General features: G+C 35.5%; 13 protein-coding genes. 7 read left to right on the top strand and 6 right to left on the bottom strand.

Features of this window, described 5'->3' with window-relative positions; all coding sequences use genetic code 11:
- Positions 1-66 precede the first annotated feature (66 nt).
- Positions 67-1,389 (top strand): M16 family metallopeptidase, encoded by a 1,323-nt coding sequence (locus ACSVH5_RS07570; RefSeq protein ID WP_438060833.1) that lies wholly within the window; start codon positions 67-69, stop codon positions 1,387-1,389.
- A 63-nt stretch (positions 1,390-1,452) separates the two neighbouring features.
- Complete coding sequence (locus tag ACSVH5_RS07575; protein ID WP_438060895.1) at positions 1,453-3,453, top strand: M16 family metallopeptidase; 2,001 nt, start codon at positions 1,453-1,455, stop codon at positions 3,451-3,453.
- A 161-nt stretch (positions 3,454-3,614) separates the two neighbouring features.
- On the opposite strand, the gene ACSVH5_RS07580 is transcribed toward ACSVH5_RS07575, so the two are convergent.
- Positions 3,615-4,481 carry a DMT family transporter gene (locus ACSVH5_RS07580; RefSeq protein ID WP_438060834.1) on the bottom strand — a complete coding sequence of 289 codons (867 nt, stop codon included), beginning with the start codon at positions 4,479-4,481 and terminating at the stop codon, positions 3,615-3,617.
- Between the two features lie 97 nt (positions 4,482-4,578).
- On the opposite strand from ACSVH5_RS07580, the gene ACSVH5_RS07585 reads away from it, so the two are divergent.
- On the top strand, positions 4,579-4,953 hold the full coding sequence (locus ACSVH5_RS07585; RefSeq protein ID WP_438060835.1) for a heavy-metal-associated domain-containing protein: 375 nt from the start codon (positions 4,579-4,581) through the stop codon (positions 4,951-4,953).
- Between the two features lie 151 nt (positions 4,954-5,104).
- Here the strand turns inward: ACSVH5_RS07585 and gldD are convergent, their stop codons facing one another.
- The 3 genes from gldD to mutY are packed head-to-tail and all read right to left on the bottom strand — an operon-like array spanning position 5,105 to position 7,211.
- A complete protein-coding gene (gldD, locus tag ACSVH5_RS07590) occupies positions 5,105-5,665 on the bottom strand; it encodes a gliding motility lipoprotein GldD (protein ID WP_438060836.1) in 561 nt (186 codons plus the stop codon).
- Between the two features lie 23 nt (positions 5,666-5,688).
- Positions 5,689-6,126 carry a single-stranded DNA-binding protein gene (locus ACSVH5_RS07595; protein WP_438060896.1) on the bottom strand — a complete coding sequence of 146 codons (438 nt, stop codon included), beginning with the start codon at positions 6,124-6,126 and terminating at the stop codon, positions 5,689-5,691.
- A gap of 35 nt (positions 6,127-6,161) precedes the next feature.
- Positions 6,162-7,211: an A/G-specific adenine glycosylase gene (mutY, locus tag ACSVH5_RS07600; RefSeq protein ID WP_438060837.1), complete on the bottom strand. Its 1,050-nt coding sequence runs from the start codon at positions 7,209-7,211 to the stop codon at positions 6,162-6,164.
- A 133-nt stretch (positions 7,212-7,344) separates the two neighbouring features.
- Here mutY and ACSVH5_RS07605 point away from each other — a divergent pair, with 133 nt between their 5' ends.
- Positions 7,345-7,635: an HU family DNA-binding protein gene (locus ACSVH5_RS07605; RefSeq protein WP_024981932.1), complete on the top strand. Its 291-nt coding sequence runs from the start codon at positions 7,345-7,347 to the stop codon at positions 7,633-7,635.
- 372 nt (positions 7,636-8,007) lie between these two features.
- Complete coding sequence (locus ACSVH5_RS07610) at positions 8,008-9,552, top strand: Rne/Rng family ribonuclease (RefSeq protein WP_438060838.1); 1,545 nt, start codon at positions 8,008-8,010, stop codon at positions 9,550-9,552.
- A 322-nt stretch (positions 9,553-9,874) separates the two neighbouring features.
- Here the strand turns inward: ACSVH5_RS07610 and ACSVH5_RS07615 are convergent, their stop codons facing one another.
- Complete coding sequence (locus tag ACSVH5_RS07615; RefSeq protein WP_438060839.1) at positions 9,875-10,318, bottom strand: nucleoside deaminase; 444 nt, start codon at positions 10,316-10,318, stop codon at positions 9,875-9,877.
- 87 nt (positions 10,319-10,405) lie between these two features.
- On the opposite strand from ACSVH5_RS07615, the gene ACSVH5_RS07620 reads away from it, so the two are divergent.
- Both ACSVH5_RS07620 and ACSVH5_RS07625 read left to right on the top strand, forming a co-directional pair.
- Positions 10,406-12,184: a 1-deoxy-D-xylulose-5-phosphate synthase gene (locus tag ACSVH5_RS07620; RefSeq protein ID WP_438060840.1), complete on the top strand. Its 1,779-nt coding sequence runs from the start codon at positions 10,406-10,408 to the stop codon at positions 12,182-12,184.
- Between the two features lie 24 nt (positions 12,185-12,208).
- Complete coding sequence (locus ACSVH5_RS07625) at positions 12,209-13,279, top strand: DUF3078 domain-containing protein (RefSeq protein ID WP_438060841.1); 1,071 nt, start codon at positions 12,209-12,211, stop codon at positions 13,277-13,279.
- Positions 13,280-13,332: 53 nt separating this feature from the next.
- Here ACSVH5_RS07625 and ACSVH5_RS07630 read toward each other — a convergent pair whose 3' ends face one another.
- Positions 13,333-15,993: a T9SS-dependent M36 family metallopeptidase gene (locus ACSVH5_RS07630; protein ID WP_438060842.1), complete on the bottom strand. Its 2,661-nt coding sequence runs from the start codon at positions 15,991-15,993 to the stop codon at positions 13,333-13,335.
- Positions 15,994-16,076 lie beyond the last annotated feature (83 nt).

The raw sequence follows: 16,076 nt of genomic DNA on the forward strand, positions 1-16,076 counted from the left end.
GTACATTTGATGTAACATTTTTTATAGAACCAAAACTAATGCAACAACAAAATTTTAATAATCTTTATGAAAAAAACAATAATGGCTTTGAGTAGCGTATTGATGCTTGGAGGCGTTGCCTCGGCTCAAAAAGTAGCGTTTGAAGAGTACGACTTAGACAATGGAATGCATGTCATTTTACACCAAGACCCGTCTGCTCCAGTAGCAATCACTTCAGTAATGTATCATGTAGGTTCTAAAGACGAAAGGCCAGACCGTACTGGTTTTGCTCACTTTTTTGAGCATTTGTTATTTGAAGGAACCGAAAACATCAAACGTGGCGAATGGTTCAAGATTGTAACTGCCAACGGAGGTGTTAACAACGCCAATACTTCAGAGGACAGAACCTATTATTACGAAGTTTTTCCTTCAAATAATTTAGAACTAGCCCTTTGGATGGAATCCGAAAGATTATTGCACCCAGTAATCAACAAAATTGGTGTAGACACGCAAAACGAGGTAGTGAAAGAGGAAAAAAGAACCCGAATGGACAACCAACCTTATGGTAGATTTCAAGCGGTAGTAAAAGAAAACCTGTTCAAAAAACACCCTTACCGTTGGGCAACAATCGGTTCTATGGAACATTTAGATGCTGCTACTTTAGAAGAATTTCAAGCGTTCAACAAGAAATTCTACATTCCTAATAATGCTGTTTTAGTTGTAGCAGGAGATTTCAAAAAAGACCAAGCTAAAAAATGGATTGCACAGTATTTTGGAACAATTCCTAAAGGAGCTCCGATTAAAAGAGAACAATTCATCGAAGAACCTATAACCGAAACCATAAAAGCTAGATTTGAAGACAACAACATTCAAATTCCAGCTATTGTTGCGGCTTACAGAACGCCTTCAATGAAAACAAGAGATGCACGCGTTTTAGACCTTATTTCTTCTTATTTAAGCGATGGTAAAAGCTCTAAATTGTACAAGAAAATTGTAGACGACAAAAAAATTGCACTACAAGTAGGTGCTTTTAGCAACAGCCAAGAAGATTACGGAATGTATATTTTGTACGGTTTACCAATGGGACAAAATTCTCCAACAGCTATCTTGAAAGAAATTGATGAAGAAATAACAAAATTACAAACCGAATTAATTTCCGAGAAAGATTATCAAAAACTACAAAACAAGTTCGATAACAATTTTGTAAGCTCTAATGCTTCTATTGAGGGAATCGCCGAGAATTTGGCTAGCTATTATTTGTTGTATGGTGATATCAACCTAATCAATACCGAAATCGAAATGATTCACTCTATCACTAGAGAAGAAATTAGAGACGTGGCCAAAAAATACTTAAACCCAAATCAACGTTTAGTTTTAGATTATGTACCAGCTGCTGAAAAGTCCAAATAACAAGATATGAACATTATGAAAAATATAAGCATCCTCTTAACCCTATTCTTAGTAACAGGAATTATGCAAGCGCAAAACAGACCACAACCCAAACCAGGACCAGCTCCTATAGTTCAAATCAAGAAACCACAAAGCTTTGTCTTAAAAAATGGTCTCAAAGTGATGGTCGTAGAAAACCACAAATTGCCACGTGTTTCTTTTACTCTAACATTAGACAACCCTCCTTTTGCTGAAGGCAACAAAAAAGGAGTAGATGATTTGACCAGCAGCTTGATTGGCAACGGAAGTCAAAAAACTCCAAAAGATGCATTCAATGAAGAAATTGATTTCTTAGGTGCCAACATCAACTTCTCTTCTCAAGGTGCTTCTGCAAGTGCACTGTCTAAATATGCTGGACGCGTTTTAGAATTATTAGCCGAAGGCTCATTGTTTCCGCTTTTCACACAAGAAGAATTCGACAAAGACAAAGCGAAAATGATTGAAGGATTAAAAGCCAATGAGAAAAGCGTAGCCGCAATTTCTAGTCGAGTTGTTGATGTACTCGCTTTTGGCAAAAACCATCCTTCCGGAGAATACATTTCTGAAGAGACTTTAAAAAATGTAACGCTAGCTGATGTTCAAAACAACTATGCTACTCGTTTTGTTCCAGAAAACGCTTATTTGGTAATCATTGGAGACGTAAAATTCAAAGAAACCAAAGCTGCTGTTGAAAAACTATTTGGCGCTTGGGAGAAAAAAACCATTACCAAAGAAAACTATACGGCTAATCCAAACGTAGGTCAATTACAAATCAACATAGTAGACGTACCAAATGCTGTACAATCCGAAATTTCGTTGGTCAACACCTTAAATCTAAAAATGAATGACCCAGATTTTTTCCCAGCAGTGATTGCTAATCAAATTTTAGGTGGTGATTTCAATTCGTATTTGAATATGAATTTGAGAGAAAAACACGCTTGGACTTATGGAGCTCGTTCTGAAATAGGCAGCGGAAAATATGTGACCAAATTTGTAGCTACTTCTGCCGTTCGTAATGCTGTTACTGATAGTGCTGTGGTTGAATTCATCAAAGAAATCAAAAAAATCAGAACAGAAAAAGTAGATGCCGAAGTCTTGAAAAACGTAAAAGCAGGTTATATTGGTCGTTTTGTAATGAATGTACAAAAACCACAAGCCGTGGCGCGCTATGCTTTAAATATCGAAACAGAACAATTGCCTGCCGATTTTTACGAAAAATACATTCAAACTATTAATGCCGTAACACCTGATGATATTCTACGCGTGGCTAATAAATACTTCTTATTAGACAACACCCGAATTGTAATCGTTGGAAAAGCAAGTGAGATAACATCTGGTTTAGAAAAACTAAAACTACCATTGTTCTTTTTTGACAAATATGGTAATCCAGTAGAAAAACCAGTAACCAAAAAAGAAATTCCAGCTGGAGTTACCGCCAAAAGTGTTTTAGAAAACTACATCAAAGCTATTGGTGGAGACAAAGCTGTAGCTACTGTAAAAACGATTGCTATGACGGGTTCTACAACCATTCCACAAGCGCCTTCTCCATTAAGCTATACCTCAAAAATTGACAGTAAAGGAAAGTTGATGGTAGAATTAGCTATGGGAGCTATGAGCTTGATGAAACAAGTGGTAAACGAAAAAGGAGCCTACGCTATTCAACAAGGACAACGCAGAGATTTTACTGGCAAAGACTTAGATGCTATGAAAGCTAGTGCCACTACATTTGAAGAAGTAACTTTACTAAAAAAAGTAGACATCACCTTGTCTGGCATCGAAACCATCAATGGTAAAGACGCTTACGGAATCAAAGACGGCAAAACAACTTATTTCTATGACACCACAACTGGTCTAAAAGTAGCCGAATCAAAAGTTCTAGAGCAAGGAGGTCAAAGTATGACGCAAACCACCAATTATGGCGATTATAGAGCGGTAAAAGGCGTAAAAATTCCTTTCAATATCATCCAAAATGTAGGTTTTGAACTTGACATCAAAATGTCTGATGTAAAAATCAACGAAGGCGTAACCGATGCCGATTTTCAATAATCACAACTTAAATTAAAACAATAAAGACTGCTTTTATCGGCAGTCTTTTTCGTTTACAATATTTTGTCTCGGCTATCAAAAATGATTTCCGTTATCGGTTATTGTATCTCTACTTTTTCTAATTTGTAGCTTTATGCCTTCTCTTTTCTATAATCTACAGTCTATTTTCTGGCCGATAAATACACCCCAACCAAAACAATAAAGGCGCCAAAAAGCTGTACAGGCGTTAACAACTCTTGGTCTAACATTCCCCAAAAGAAAGCTACTACTGGAATCAAATACGTAACCGAAGTAGCAAAAACAGGCGACGAAATCTGAATGAGTTTAAAGAAAATGATATTGGCAATTCCCGTTCCCAATACTCCCAAAATCAAAATATACAACACCGATTCTTGAACTTCCACCCCATAAGATATTGCAAAAAAATCAGTACTGTACAACACTGCCAAAGCAGGAAAAAGCAAAACCAAAAAATTACCCGTTGTAATACTCAACGAAGGCAAATCCGATAAATATTTCTTAATCAAATTGACATTTGTAGCATAGCAAATCGAAGCAATCAACACTAAAAAAGCATAATAATAATTTTGATTGGGATGATGCACCGCGCCATTCCAAATCAACAAAGCACTACCCACTAAACCAATCAATACTCCAAAAATTTGATTGCGTCTAAAATCCAATCTAAAGAAAAGCGCTCCAATCAACAAAGTATTCAAAGGCGTTAAGGAATTGAGAATAGAACTGATGGAACTATCAATTTGCGTTTGTGCAATAGCAAACAAATAAGCAGGTAAAAACGTTCCAAACATAGAAGTTAAAGCAATGTACTTCCATTGATGCTGCGGGATTTTTACCAAACTTCTAAAGCCAATCAACAACAAAAACAGCGCTGCAAAAATAATACGCAAGGACCCTAATTGAAAAGCCGTTAATCCTACCAATCCCTTTTTAATCAATATAAAAGAACTACCCCAAATAAGCGATAAAAGCAATAAAAAAATCCACTTGAATTGTTTAACAACCATACTTTTTAATTTGATCCAAAATTGTAATTATTTTGGGAATTTCTAGGTGTTTTTTTGATTAATTTTGCCGCAATCAACAATTGCAATAACAAGAACTATGAATATTACAAAAACAATAACAGCTTTAGCCCTTATCGGTCTAGCTGTGATAAGCTGTAAACACGAGGAAAAAGCTACTGAAGCAGCAACAAAAGAAACAAAAACTGAAGTAGTTAAAAAACCAATTGCTGCCGCTAATGTACAAACCGCAAGTTTTGCTATCGAAGGAATGACTTGTGCCGTTGGTTGCGCAAAAACTATCGAGAAAAAATTAGCAGAATCTGAAGGGGTAGAAAAAGCTACCGTTGATTTTGATAAAAAATTAGCTACTGTATCTTTTGACAAAACGGTTCAAACTCCAACGAAATTAACTCAAGTAATTGAAGGCGTTGCCGATGGCAAAACCTATAAAGTTGTAAACACTAAGTCATAGGTAGAAAAATTCTTAAACTAAAAAGCATTCGCAAAAACGAATGCTTTTTTTATTTTTTGTTCTTATAAAAAACCAAGCGTTCTGGCTAGCCTTGATGGAAGTAGCAGAAGGATTCGTTATTGAGAAACCAATTGTTGTGCTCCTAAAAAAATTACTTCCACTTTAATGTTTCTAGCAAATGTTGCATGTCGTTTTTGATATAACTTGCAGCAGGCATAATGGAATCAAAATTAGGCTTGGCATAGAAATAAACCGAGCCTGTGATGAAATGTCTTGTGCTATCTGTAGCGTAAAACTGAGAATTGGTAGCAGCATTACCATCTACTTGATAAAACATGCCATATACTTTTTTGTCCGGATTCAAGTACGGTTGCTCAATAATATCATCGGCCTTGATCACGTGTTCAAAAGTTAATTTCTGTGCATCACGTAATAATTTTTTGATATTGTTTGATACTGGTTTGTAGGTCAAATAAATGGTAGCTTTCATTTTGGGATAGGTAATTGTGTAGCTACAATCTGATTTTCCTTCGACTATGGCAGCATCATTACTTTCGAAAGTGAAGGGACAAGGGGTTTTAAAATCTGCATATTGGGCTACGGGATAATCCAATCGTAAGTAGCCTGCAGGTTTGGGCAACACGTCATTTTTACAACCCGTTACGGCCAACAACAATAGTCCTAAAATAACTATACTAACTTTTATTTTCATTTTTTATTCAGTTGCAACTTCCCTTAAAATGGCAAGTCGTTTATGGGCAAACCACTATTTGAGGCGTCAAAGTTAGTGTTTTTTGATGATTCTTGACTAGGATTGCTTTTGTTCTCATGTTCCTTTTTGGTAGTCAAAAAAGTAAATTCAGTGACTTGAATTTCGGTGGTGGATTTCATGGTTCCATCTTCGGCTTGCCATTGTCGTGATTTAATGCGACCTTCTACATATATTTTATCGCCTTTAGAAAGGTATTTTTCGCAGATCTCGGCAGCTTTGTTGCGTACTACTAAGTTATGCCACTCTGTGGAAGTGATTTTTTCATTGGTCGATTTATTGATATACACTTCGTTGGTGGCCAATTGAAAGCGTCCAATACAATTACCTCCTTCAAAATAATGCATCTTAATATCGTCGCCAAGATGCCCTATCAGCATCACTTTATTTAATGTTCCGTTCATAGCTTTATGGTATTTCAACCAAAGATACATTTTTTTTAAAACTTTTTTGCAGCATCTTCTAGGATGAAATTATGTATCACAATAGGAAATGGAAAAGTTTGCAATTCATTTGTACCAATACCATCAATTAGCACCTCATCAATACCTACTTTCCAAAATTTGATATGCAAATGTTGATGTGATAATTTATGAATTTTACTTATAGGATTCATTTCTTGAATACTTACAACTGTTGATCCAAAGGCAGCATTTTTTTGAATTAATGGAGCTATGGTTTCAAATCCTTCTTCTTGTGTGGTTTCAAATAATGGGAATTCATACAGATTGTGCCAAATACCTTTGTCTGTTCTTTGTTGTATTTTGGTATTGCCTTTTTTGTCTTGTAGTACTATATAATTAAAGTATCGCTTTCTGATTTTTATTTTTTTTGATTTGAAAGGCAATTGTGCAACGAGTCCTTTTTGCAAGGCAACGCAACTAGAATTGAATATGCAATTTTCGCAATCTGGATTTTTGGGCACACATTGTAAGGCTCCAAACTCCATTATGGCTTGATTGAAAAGTGCAGGCTGATCTTTGGGTAACAATTCGGTAGCCAAAGCAGTGAATTCCTTTTTGGTTTTTCCTGAACTTATATCTGACTCCATTCCGAAATAACGTGACAAGACCCTGAAGACATTTCCGTCGACAACTGAAACAGGTTCGTTAAACGCAAAAGAAGCAATTGCCGCTGCCGTATATTCCCCTACTCCTTTTAATTGTAAAAGATGGGAATAAGAATCTGGAAAAACACCATTCAACTCCTTATTTATATATTGAGCGGTTTGATGCAAATTTCTAGCTCTAGAATAATACCCTAAACCTTGCCAAAGTTTAAGCACTTGTTGTTCATCGGCTAGAGCCAAATGTCTAACTGTAGGAAATTGATTCAAAAAGGCGTTAAAATAAGGCATTCCTTGAGCCACCCGCGTTTGTTGAAGTATAATTTCTGAGAGCCAAATAGGGTATGGATTAGTGGTATTTCGCCATGGTAAATCCCTTTTATTTTGTAAATACCATTGGATTAGCGAATTAGAAAAAGTCATTGTAAATTATTTGTAAGCAAAAGTAAAAGTTTATGTAATTAAATTTTAACGAATTAGGTTGATTTATTGTTTTTTATATTCGTATATTTGCAACCTCAAAAAAAATAGTACAACATATTAAAAAGGAAAGAAAATGACGAAAGCAGATATCGTAGCGAAAATTTCAGAAAAATTAGGTCTAGAAAAAGGAGATGTTCAAGCAACAGTTGAGACTTTTATGAATGAAGTTAAAACTTCATTAGAAACTGGAGACAATGTGTATCTAAGAGGTTTCGGAAGTTTTATTGTGAAAACAAGAGCGGAAAAAACAGGAAGAAATATTTCTAAAAATACCACTATTAAAATCCCTGCCCACAACATCCCAGCTTTTAAACCAGCTAAAGTGTTTGTAGAAGGTGTAAAAACGAATAACGAAGCAAAATAATCTATTAATTAATCATAAAATCTTCAGGATATGCCAAGTGGTAAAAAAAGAAAGAGACATAAGGTAGCGACGCACAAACGTAAAAAAAGAGCGAGAGCTAACCGTCACAAAAAGAAAAAGTAGTTTTAAACTACTTTTTTCTTTTTAAAAGTTCATTGAAATTTGAATTTCAGACATTAGATTTCAGACTTCAGATTGCAGCTTAAACTGCATATTGCCCTCTGAAAACTGCCGACTGAAACTTCATCCGGGTCAAACCTGTTAAATATTGTTTAATCCATCCTTACAATTCAGTTATGAGTTATGAGTTATGAGTTGTAAAACTGAAAACTGAAAACTGAAAACTTTAAAGTCTGGATAAAAATGTACCGCGTGAATAAAGAATTAATTATTCGTTCTAGTTCTGATGCCGTAGATTTTGCCTTATTAAAAGATGGAAAACTAATTGAATTACACAAAGAACAAGAAACAAGCAACTTTCAAGTTGGTGATATTTTTATTGCCAAAATAAGAAAACCAGTTGCTGGACTCAATGCTGCTTTTGTACATGTAGGCTATGAAAAAGACGCCTTTCTACATTATCATGATTTAGGTCCAAACCTTGCTTCTCAACTGAAATTCATAAAACTTGTAAGCGCAGGTAAAATAAAAGATTTCTCCCTAAAAAACTTTCAGTTTGAAAAAGAGATTGATAAAGACGGCACCATTACTGATGTTTTGAATGCCAATCAATCTGTTTTAGTACAAGTAGTCAAAGAACCGATATCCACCAAAGGCCCAAGAATTAGTGCAGAACTATCCTTGGCTGGACGTTTTATCGTTCTTGTCCCTTTTTCTGATCGCGTATCTATTTCTCAAAAAATAGAAGACAAAAAAGAAAAAGACAGACTCAAAAAACTTGTACAATCCATCAAACCAAAAGGCTTTGGCGTTATTGTTCGCACAGTAGCCGAAGGCAAAAATACAGCCGAATTAGAAAAAGATTTGCAGAACCTGCTCAGCAGATGGACTGCAATGTGTAAGAAATTACCAACTGCTCATCATCCGTCAAAAGTGCTAGGTGAGCTCAACAGAGCCTCCTCTATACTTCGCGACGTGTTTAATGATACCTTTAGTGGTATTCAAATAGATGATGAAGAGTTGTACCAACAAACAAAGGATTACTTGCAAGAAATTGCACCATCCAAACAATCAATTGTAAAGTTTTATCAATCGAAAGACACTCCAATATTCGAGAAATACAATATAGAGAGACAAATCAAGACTTCCTTCGGAAAAACAGTTTCCATGAGCAAAGGAGCTTATTTAATTATCGAACATACTGAAGCCCTTCACGTTATAGACGTAAATAGCGGCAACCGTTCGAACAAAGCTACCAATCAAGAAGACACCGCAATGGAAGTAAACATGATTGCTGCCGCCGAAATCGCAAGACAATTGCGTTTAAGAGATATGGGAGGCATCATAGTAGTTGATTTTATCGATATGGCCAATCCCGAAAATCGCAAAGTCTTATTCGACTTCCTAAGAGAAGAGATGAGTGATGATAAAGCCAAACACAAGATCTTACCTCCTAGTAAATTTGGTTTAGTTCAAATTACTAGACAAAGAGTAAGACCAGAAGTCAATATCAAGACCAGAGAAGAAGATCCTAACAATGAACATGGCGAAATTGAAGCGCCAATTCTAATCATTGACAAAATCACTTCCGATCTTGAAAGACATCTAAAAACCCACAAGAAAGTGGTACTTAATGTACACCCGTTTGTGGCTGCTTACCTCAGTAAAGGTTTTCCATCCTTACGTTCGAAATGGTTTTTTGAACATAAGAAATGGGTGAAAATTATACCGCGTGACGCTTACACGTATTTAGAATATCATTTCTACGACAAAAAAGGAAATGTTATTACAGACTAAAACAAACAAAACCGTTATTCGAAAGAGTAGCGGTTTTTTTGTGTCTTTTTTTTGCCACAAATTTCAAGAAAACGGAGAAACTTTGACAGCAGCTTGGCTAACTTTTTTTGCCGCTGATTCGCTGATTTTCAAATATTAAAAAAAGTGTTTGATAGAATTCCCGAATTATAATCAATTCTAATTCGTCAATTCTCTTTATATACTTTTAAAGTTCAAAACGATAAGTGGGAGCTATTCCAGCTATCCACTATATCTTTTCCTGCCCAAAGAAGGCAGCAAAAGGATGCCGTTGCTATCTGGGCTAGGACTTTATAGAGTTCAATTACTTTCTTTTCTCTGCAAAAAAACGCTTCATCAAATCGGCTGCTTCCTCTGCTAAAACACCACGAACCACCGTAGTTTTGGGGTGTAATTGTGTACCCAATTTTTCATAGCCCCGATGCGTATCACTGGCGCCAAAAACAATTTTAGCAATTTGACTCCAATACAAAGCCCCTGCGCACATTTGACAAGGTTCTAAAGTCACATACAAGGTGCAATCCTTCAAGTATTTTCCACCTAAGAAATTAGCAGCTGCGGTTATGGCTTGAATTTCGGCATGGGCCGTAACATCGTTGAGCAACTCGGTCAAGTTATGTGTTCGAGCAATCACTTTATCCGCCACTACAATAACGGCTCCCACAGGAATTTCACCTTTATCAAAAGCCATTTCCGCTTCTTGCAAAGCTTTTTTCATGAAATATTCGTCGGTGAAAGGATGTATCATAACTTGCACACCCCAAAAGGGGAATAATTAAGTGAATCGCAAAAATAATAAAAAACAAAACCGTAAATTCGCTTTTTTAATCATTAAATGAAAAGTAACCTACTCGAACATATCAATTCCCCCGTAGATTTACGCTTACTAAATGAAGCGCAACTTCCTCTTTTGGCACAAGAATTACGCGATTTTATAATCAATATTGTGGCCGTAAAAGAAGGGCATTTAGGCGCCAGCCTTGGTGTAGTTGAATTGACTATTGCTTTGCATTATGTATTTGACACCCCAAATGATTTATTGATATGGGACGTAGGCCATCAAGCCTATGGGCATAAAATTTTAACAGAAAGAAAAAATAGTTTTCATACTAACCGACAGCTCAATGGCCTTTCTGGATTTCCAAAAAGAAGCGAGAGTGTTTATGATGCCTTTGGCGTAGGGCACTCCTCTACCTCTATTTCGGCAGCATTAGGAATGGCGATTGCTTCTAATCTAAAAGGAGATACCGAAAAGCAACATATTGCTGTAATAGGAGATGCTTCAATTGCTTCAGGAATGGCTTTTGAAGGACTCAATCATGCGGGTGTAACCGATGCGAATTTGCTGGTCATTTTAAACGACAATGCCATAGGAATCGACCCTAGTGTTGGCGCTTTAAAAGAATATTTAACAGCTGTTAAAAAAGGAAAAAATCATTGGCAAAACAACATGATTAAATCCTTAAATTTTGATTATTCAGGCCCTATAGATGGACATGACCTCAAAGCCGTTATAAAAGAACTTCAACGATTAAAAAAGGTAAAAGGCCCAAAATTTTTGCATGTGATTACTACCAAAGGTAAAGGACTACAACAAGCCGAAGAAAACCAAGTACAATATCATGCTCCAGGTAAATTTGATGCCACAACAGGAGATTTACTCCCTAAATCAGAAGAGCATTTACCCCCAAAATACCAAGATGTTTTTGGTTTAACCCTTTTAGATTTAGCCAAAAAGAATGAAAAAATCATCGGAATAACACCAGCGATGCCTTCTGGTAGTTCTTTAAAATTCATGATGGACGAACTTCCAAATCGCGCCTTTGATGTAGGCATTGCTGAACAACATGCAGTCACATTAGCCGCTGGAATGGCTACTCAAGGAATGATGGTCTATTGTAACATCTATTCTACTTTTTTGCAAAGAGCCTATGATCAAGTTATCCACGATGTGGCTTTACAAAACTTGCCTGTCATCTTTTGTTTGGATAGAGCTGGATTGGTTGGTGAAGACGGCGCTACGCATCATGGTGTGTTTGATTTGGCCTATTTGAGATGTATCCCTAATCTTATGGTTTACGCTCCTTTGAACGAAATTGAACTTCAAAATATTCTATATACAGCACAATTAGGAATCGATCATCCCATTGCCATTCGCTACCCAAGAGGTAGAGGTGAGTTCATCAATTGGAAATCTCCTTACAAAAAAATTCCATTTGGGAAAGCCATATGCTTAAAAGAAGGAACTTCTATTGCCATTCTTTCTACAGGAACTATAGGCAACAATGTCATAAAAGCAATCGAAGAATTAGAGCAAACATCTATTTTCGCTCATTATCATTTTGGCTTTGTAAAACCACTAGACGAGACACTTTTAAGGGTTATTTTCGATCAGTTTGAAACTATAATTACAGTAGAAGATGGAGTGATAACAGGAGGTTTTGGTTCGGCTATACTCGAATTTTCAGCTACACATAACTACCAAAAAACAATAAAAACATTCGGTATACCCGACACTTTTGTTGAACAAGGAACAATAATCGAATTACAATACGCTAGCAAAATTGACGTTAATAGCCTGAAAGATTTTTTTTCAACTTTTAAAAACTGTTAATTTGCATTTATTTAAAAACAAATAATGAAACTTTTTTTTCTAACCTTTTTAGTTTGTATATCTAGTTTTTCCATTGAAAGTTTCGCACAAGGAAACCCTGTTTTAGAAGAACAAAAAAACGACTCTATTACGATATTAACTCCAACTTTCATCCCTAATTTTAAGCGTTTTTTAATTCCTAAATCGCTTCCGCCAATAAAAGCACCTCACATAAAAAAAACCACCGTTAACACATTAGGAATTTCAAATTGGGTTAATACAAATAAAGTAGGTTTTGATATCACTCAAATTGCTTTTGTAAATTGGAATGCAGGAGGTACTAGTTCCATTTCTGTATTAGCAAAAGGAAATTTCACAAGAGTGTATACTAGAGAAAATTATAAATGGCAAAATGAATTGATAGTGCGTTATGGTCTCAATAAGCAAGATGGAATCGAATTGCGAAAAACAGACGATGCTATTATACTAAATTCCACATTTGGTTATCGAAAAGACACCTTAACCTCTTGGTATTATTCTGCAAAATTCAATTTCAACACCCAATTTACCGATGGATATTCCTATCCAAATACCGAAATAGCAATTTCTCGACCCTTTGCACCTGCCTATATTTTTATCGGATTAGGTGCTGAAAACATCAACAAGGAAAAAAAATATTCCTATTATATTTCCCCATTTACATCAAAAACAACCTTAGTTATGGATCAACGATTAGCCAATCAAGGGGCATTTGGAGTTGATAAAGCCATTTATGATCCTAATGGAAATCTTTTGATTAAAGGAAAAAAATCGAGAACAGAATTGGGTTTTCTATTCAACGGACAGTTCAAAAAAGAAATTTTCAAAAATATTATTTTAGACAATAGACTGTCTCTTTACTCAGACTACATTCATAATTTTGGAAACATTGATATTGATTGGAATGCTCAATTAGAACTTGTGGTAAATAAATATGTAAAGGCCAATATTGGAGCCCACCTCATCTATGATGACGATATAAAATCTAAAAGAGAAGTGAATGGCAATCAGATAACAGAAGGACCTAAAGCCCAGTTAAAACAAGCCTTAGGAGTGGGAATAGTATATGAGTTTTAGACATAAAAAATCCGTTTTACAACGGATTTTTTTTTTATAAATGATTGATTCAATTATTTAACAATTATTTTTTCTACATAATCTAGTCCTACACCAGTTACTTTTATCAGATACATTCCAGATTGCAAACTACTTAAATCCATTTGTTTTTGATTTTCGAATGGTTGGTTATCAAATTTTAAGACTACTCTACCATTGAAATCAAGAACCTTGATAGAAGCTAATCCGTTATATTGATCTATTTTAATTGTAACTAAGCCTTCTGAAGGATTTGGATAAACAGACATTATATTTAGTTTTTCAATATCATTTACAGCCAATGTACAATTTGCTCCATTAGCAGGTCTAGTGAAATCTTCAGTCTGGTCATTACCTTTAAATCGGTCACCTGATGAAGCATTAAGGCCTAATCCTCTTGCGGCAAATACTTCCCAAATCATACAAAAATCCTGCCCCCCAGTCAACAACTGATCAGCCCTAATTATTGCATCTCTTGCTTCAACAAAAGTTGGTTGGCAAGGCTGAAGTTTAATTCCGTCCAAAACGATTTTCATAACTTTATTATTACCACCATTCCCATTGTATTTATTAGCATCAAAACCATATTTATTAACATAAGCCCATGTTAAGTCCCATAAAATTGTAGCCCAAACAGAACCTACTCCATGAACAGAAGTTTTTTCTGCACCATTTTCTAGAAATTGAAAATTATTTGTAGATGCAAAAGTCATTGGATTTATACTTCTATCAGTAGAATATGGGAAAGATCTTATCCCTAAACCATCTGTTGGCTCAGATGAAACAAAAGTCCCAATCCCTCGTTTTGCTCTAGGGTCATCACCAGCTTTAATTTGCATCATTAAGGCAAACCAGTCAGACCATCCTTCTCCCATTTGATCAGCATTATTTAAACAACTTGAGTTATTGCTACCTCCTGCCAAACGCGTTGAGATACCGTGTCCATATTCATGTGCTATTATGCCGTTATCAAAATCTCCATCCGCATTGACAAAATTCAAATCTGTATCTAATTGTATCTTAACATTTACAGGCGTGGAAAGCATTTGCGTTATTAATAATTCTCCAACATCTTTCGTTACACTAATTGAAGGAATAGTTATAGTCACATCTGCTCCCGACATTGTTATTTCACCATCAACATTGTTAACAATAATAACTGCAGCTGCACCAGCTGTTTGTGCAGCTAAAGTTTTAGTAACGAAATTGCACCCTCCCCTTCTTATAACAACAATTTTACCTGTCATTGCCGCGGCATTAGACGGAGCTACACATGCCTCTGATGTACCTCCTACACTATCCAAGTATAACACTAAATCAGACTGAATCAAATTAGGAGCCACTGGCAAGTCTACTTTTCCTGGATTAAATGAATTTTGTTTAGCAATATAAACTCCAGCAATACTTGCTGGGGAATTCACCTTAATTGGCTTTAACTGCGGTAGCTTATCCCATAAATACATTTGCATTCTTCCAGAAATCCCGTCAACAGGTGTTGAGAAATTAGCATTATTTAACTTTACTTCTGTTGCCTGTGATCCATCCTGTGCTTCGGCTATAACAAAATCACCTGCTATTCCACCCTTGCCATAATTATTAGCTTGAAAATTCCCATTTACTTCATCAAAACCATATTGGTACCAGACATCATGCATTATATTGTTCATATAAAACAAATTAGTGGTAGCTGCATCAATATATATTGGAGCGGGCACACTAATACCCCCATATTGAAAATCGAATTTTAGATCCGGCCCACCATCGGGGCTGTAACCTAACGGGCTGTTGGTGCCATTAAAATCTTCTTTGGCCCATACATTATTTCCCCTAGTTATTGTATATTCAGGACCAACAGCTCCATTTGTATCATGCCAACCAAACGGTGATGCAATGGCGTTCTCTACATTAGTTAATAACTTGAATGGGCCGTGATTAGGACTTTCAATCTCAAAAGGTAGAACTCTATAAGTTCCTGAATTAACAACTAAAGATTTTGGTGTATATATTTGTTTATAAGTGATATCAAATACCGAAGGATCAAACCTATTTGATGTTACACCTTCTGCTTTATGATCAAAACTACAAGAGATGACAAAATCATTTTTCTCTAATAAATTCCCATTATTAGCATCAACCCTTACACTCCAAATATGATCGTGTTTAGGGGTATAAATTGTGTAATCCCAAGCTAAAATTAAATTACCCTCTTTGGTTTGATGATACACCAAATTAGCCAATACAGGCTCGGCTATGTCTAAACCATTCGAAACCTTGTATTTATTAACAGTTGTTGTTTCAAGTAACGCAAACTCTTTGATTGGAACAATTCCTAATTGTGAATAAGCCTTTTTCAATCCTTCGATTACTGACAAATTAGCTTTAGTACTGTTTGCTTTTTTAGAAAGCCCATTTACAACTCTTTGTTGAACTGCAATAACTTCATTATTTTTAATGGCAAAATTTGAAATCGCATTAAAAATCTCAATCCCTCCATAGCGCTGAACTACATAACAATTTTTAATTCCTGAAGTTGTTGTTCCGCCATCACTCTGGATTACCCAATCAGAAAAATCGTCTTTGGGGAAAGAAGATTTTGATGTAGTAGAATTTAAATATCGCTGAATAATCTCTTTATTTGATTGAGAAAAACCTAAAAAAGAAATCATAAATAAACAAAAAAGTAAAGTTTTTTTCATGTTTTTTTAGTCAATTAGTAATAGAAACACAAAAATGTAACAAAACTATTTGATATCCAATATTTTGAAAACAAATTTATTCT

The organism is Flavobacterium sp. RSSA_27, from assembly GCF_051547125.1.
Classification (GTDB): Bacteria; Bacteroidota; Bacteroidia; order Flavobacteriales; family Flavobacteriaceae; genus Flavobacterium.

Coding starts and splice junctions, on each gene's coding strand:
- ACSVH5_RS07570 (WP_438060833.1), top strand. CDS start 67: ATGAAAAAAACAATAATGGCTTTGAGTAGCGTATTGATGCTTGGAGGC.
- ACSVH5_RS07575 (WP_438060895.1), top strand. CDS start 1,453: ATGCAAGCGCAAAACAGACCACAACCCAAACCAGGACCAGCTCCTATA.
- ACSVH5_RS07580 (WP_438060834.1), bottom strand. CDS start 4,481: ATGGTTGTTAAACAATTCAAGTGGATTTTTTTATTGCTTTTATCGCTT.
- ACSVH5_RS07585 (WP_438060835.1), top strand. CDS start 4,579: ATGAATATTACAAAAACAATAACAGCTTTAGCCCTTATCGGTCTAGCT.
- gldD (WP_438060836.1), bottom strand. CDS start 5,665: ATGAAAATAAAAGTTAGTATAGTTATTTTAGGACTATTGTTGTTGGCC.
- ACSVH5_RS07595 (WP_438060896.1), bottom strand. CDS start 6,126: ATGAACGGAACATTAAATAAAGTGATGCTGATAGGGCATCTTGGCGAC.
- mutY (WP_438060837.1), bottom strand. CDS start 7,211: ATGACTTTTTCTAATTCGCTAATCCAATGGTATTTACAAAATAAAAGG.
- ACSVH5_RS07605 (WP_024981932.1), top strand. CDS start 7,345: ATGACGAAAGCAGATATCGTAGCGAAAATTTCAGAAAAATTAGGTCTA.
- ACSVH5_RS07615 (WP_438060839.1), bottom strand. CDS start 10,318: ATGATACATCCTTTCACCGACGAATATTTCATGAAAAAAGCTTTGCAA.
- ACSVH5_RS07620 (WP_438060840.1), top strand. CDS start 10,406: ATGAAAAGTAACCTACTCGAACATATCAATTCCCCCGTAGATTTACGC.
- ACSVH5_RS07625 (WP_438060841.1), top strand. CDS start 12,209: ATGAAACTTTTTTTTCTAACCTTTTTAGTTTGTATATCTAGTTTTTCC.
- ACSVH5_RS07630 (WP_438060842.1), bottom strand. CDS start 15,993: ATGAAAAAAACTTTACTTTTTTGTTTATTTATGATTTCTTTTTTAGGT.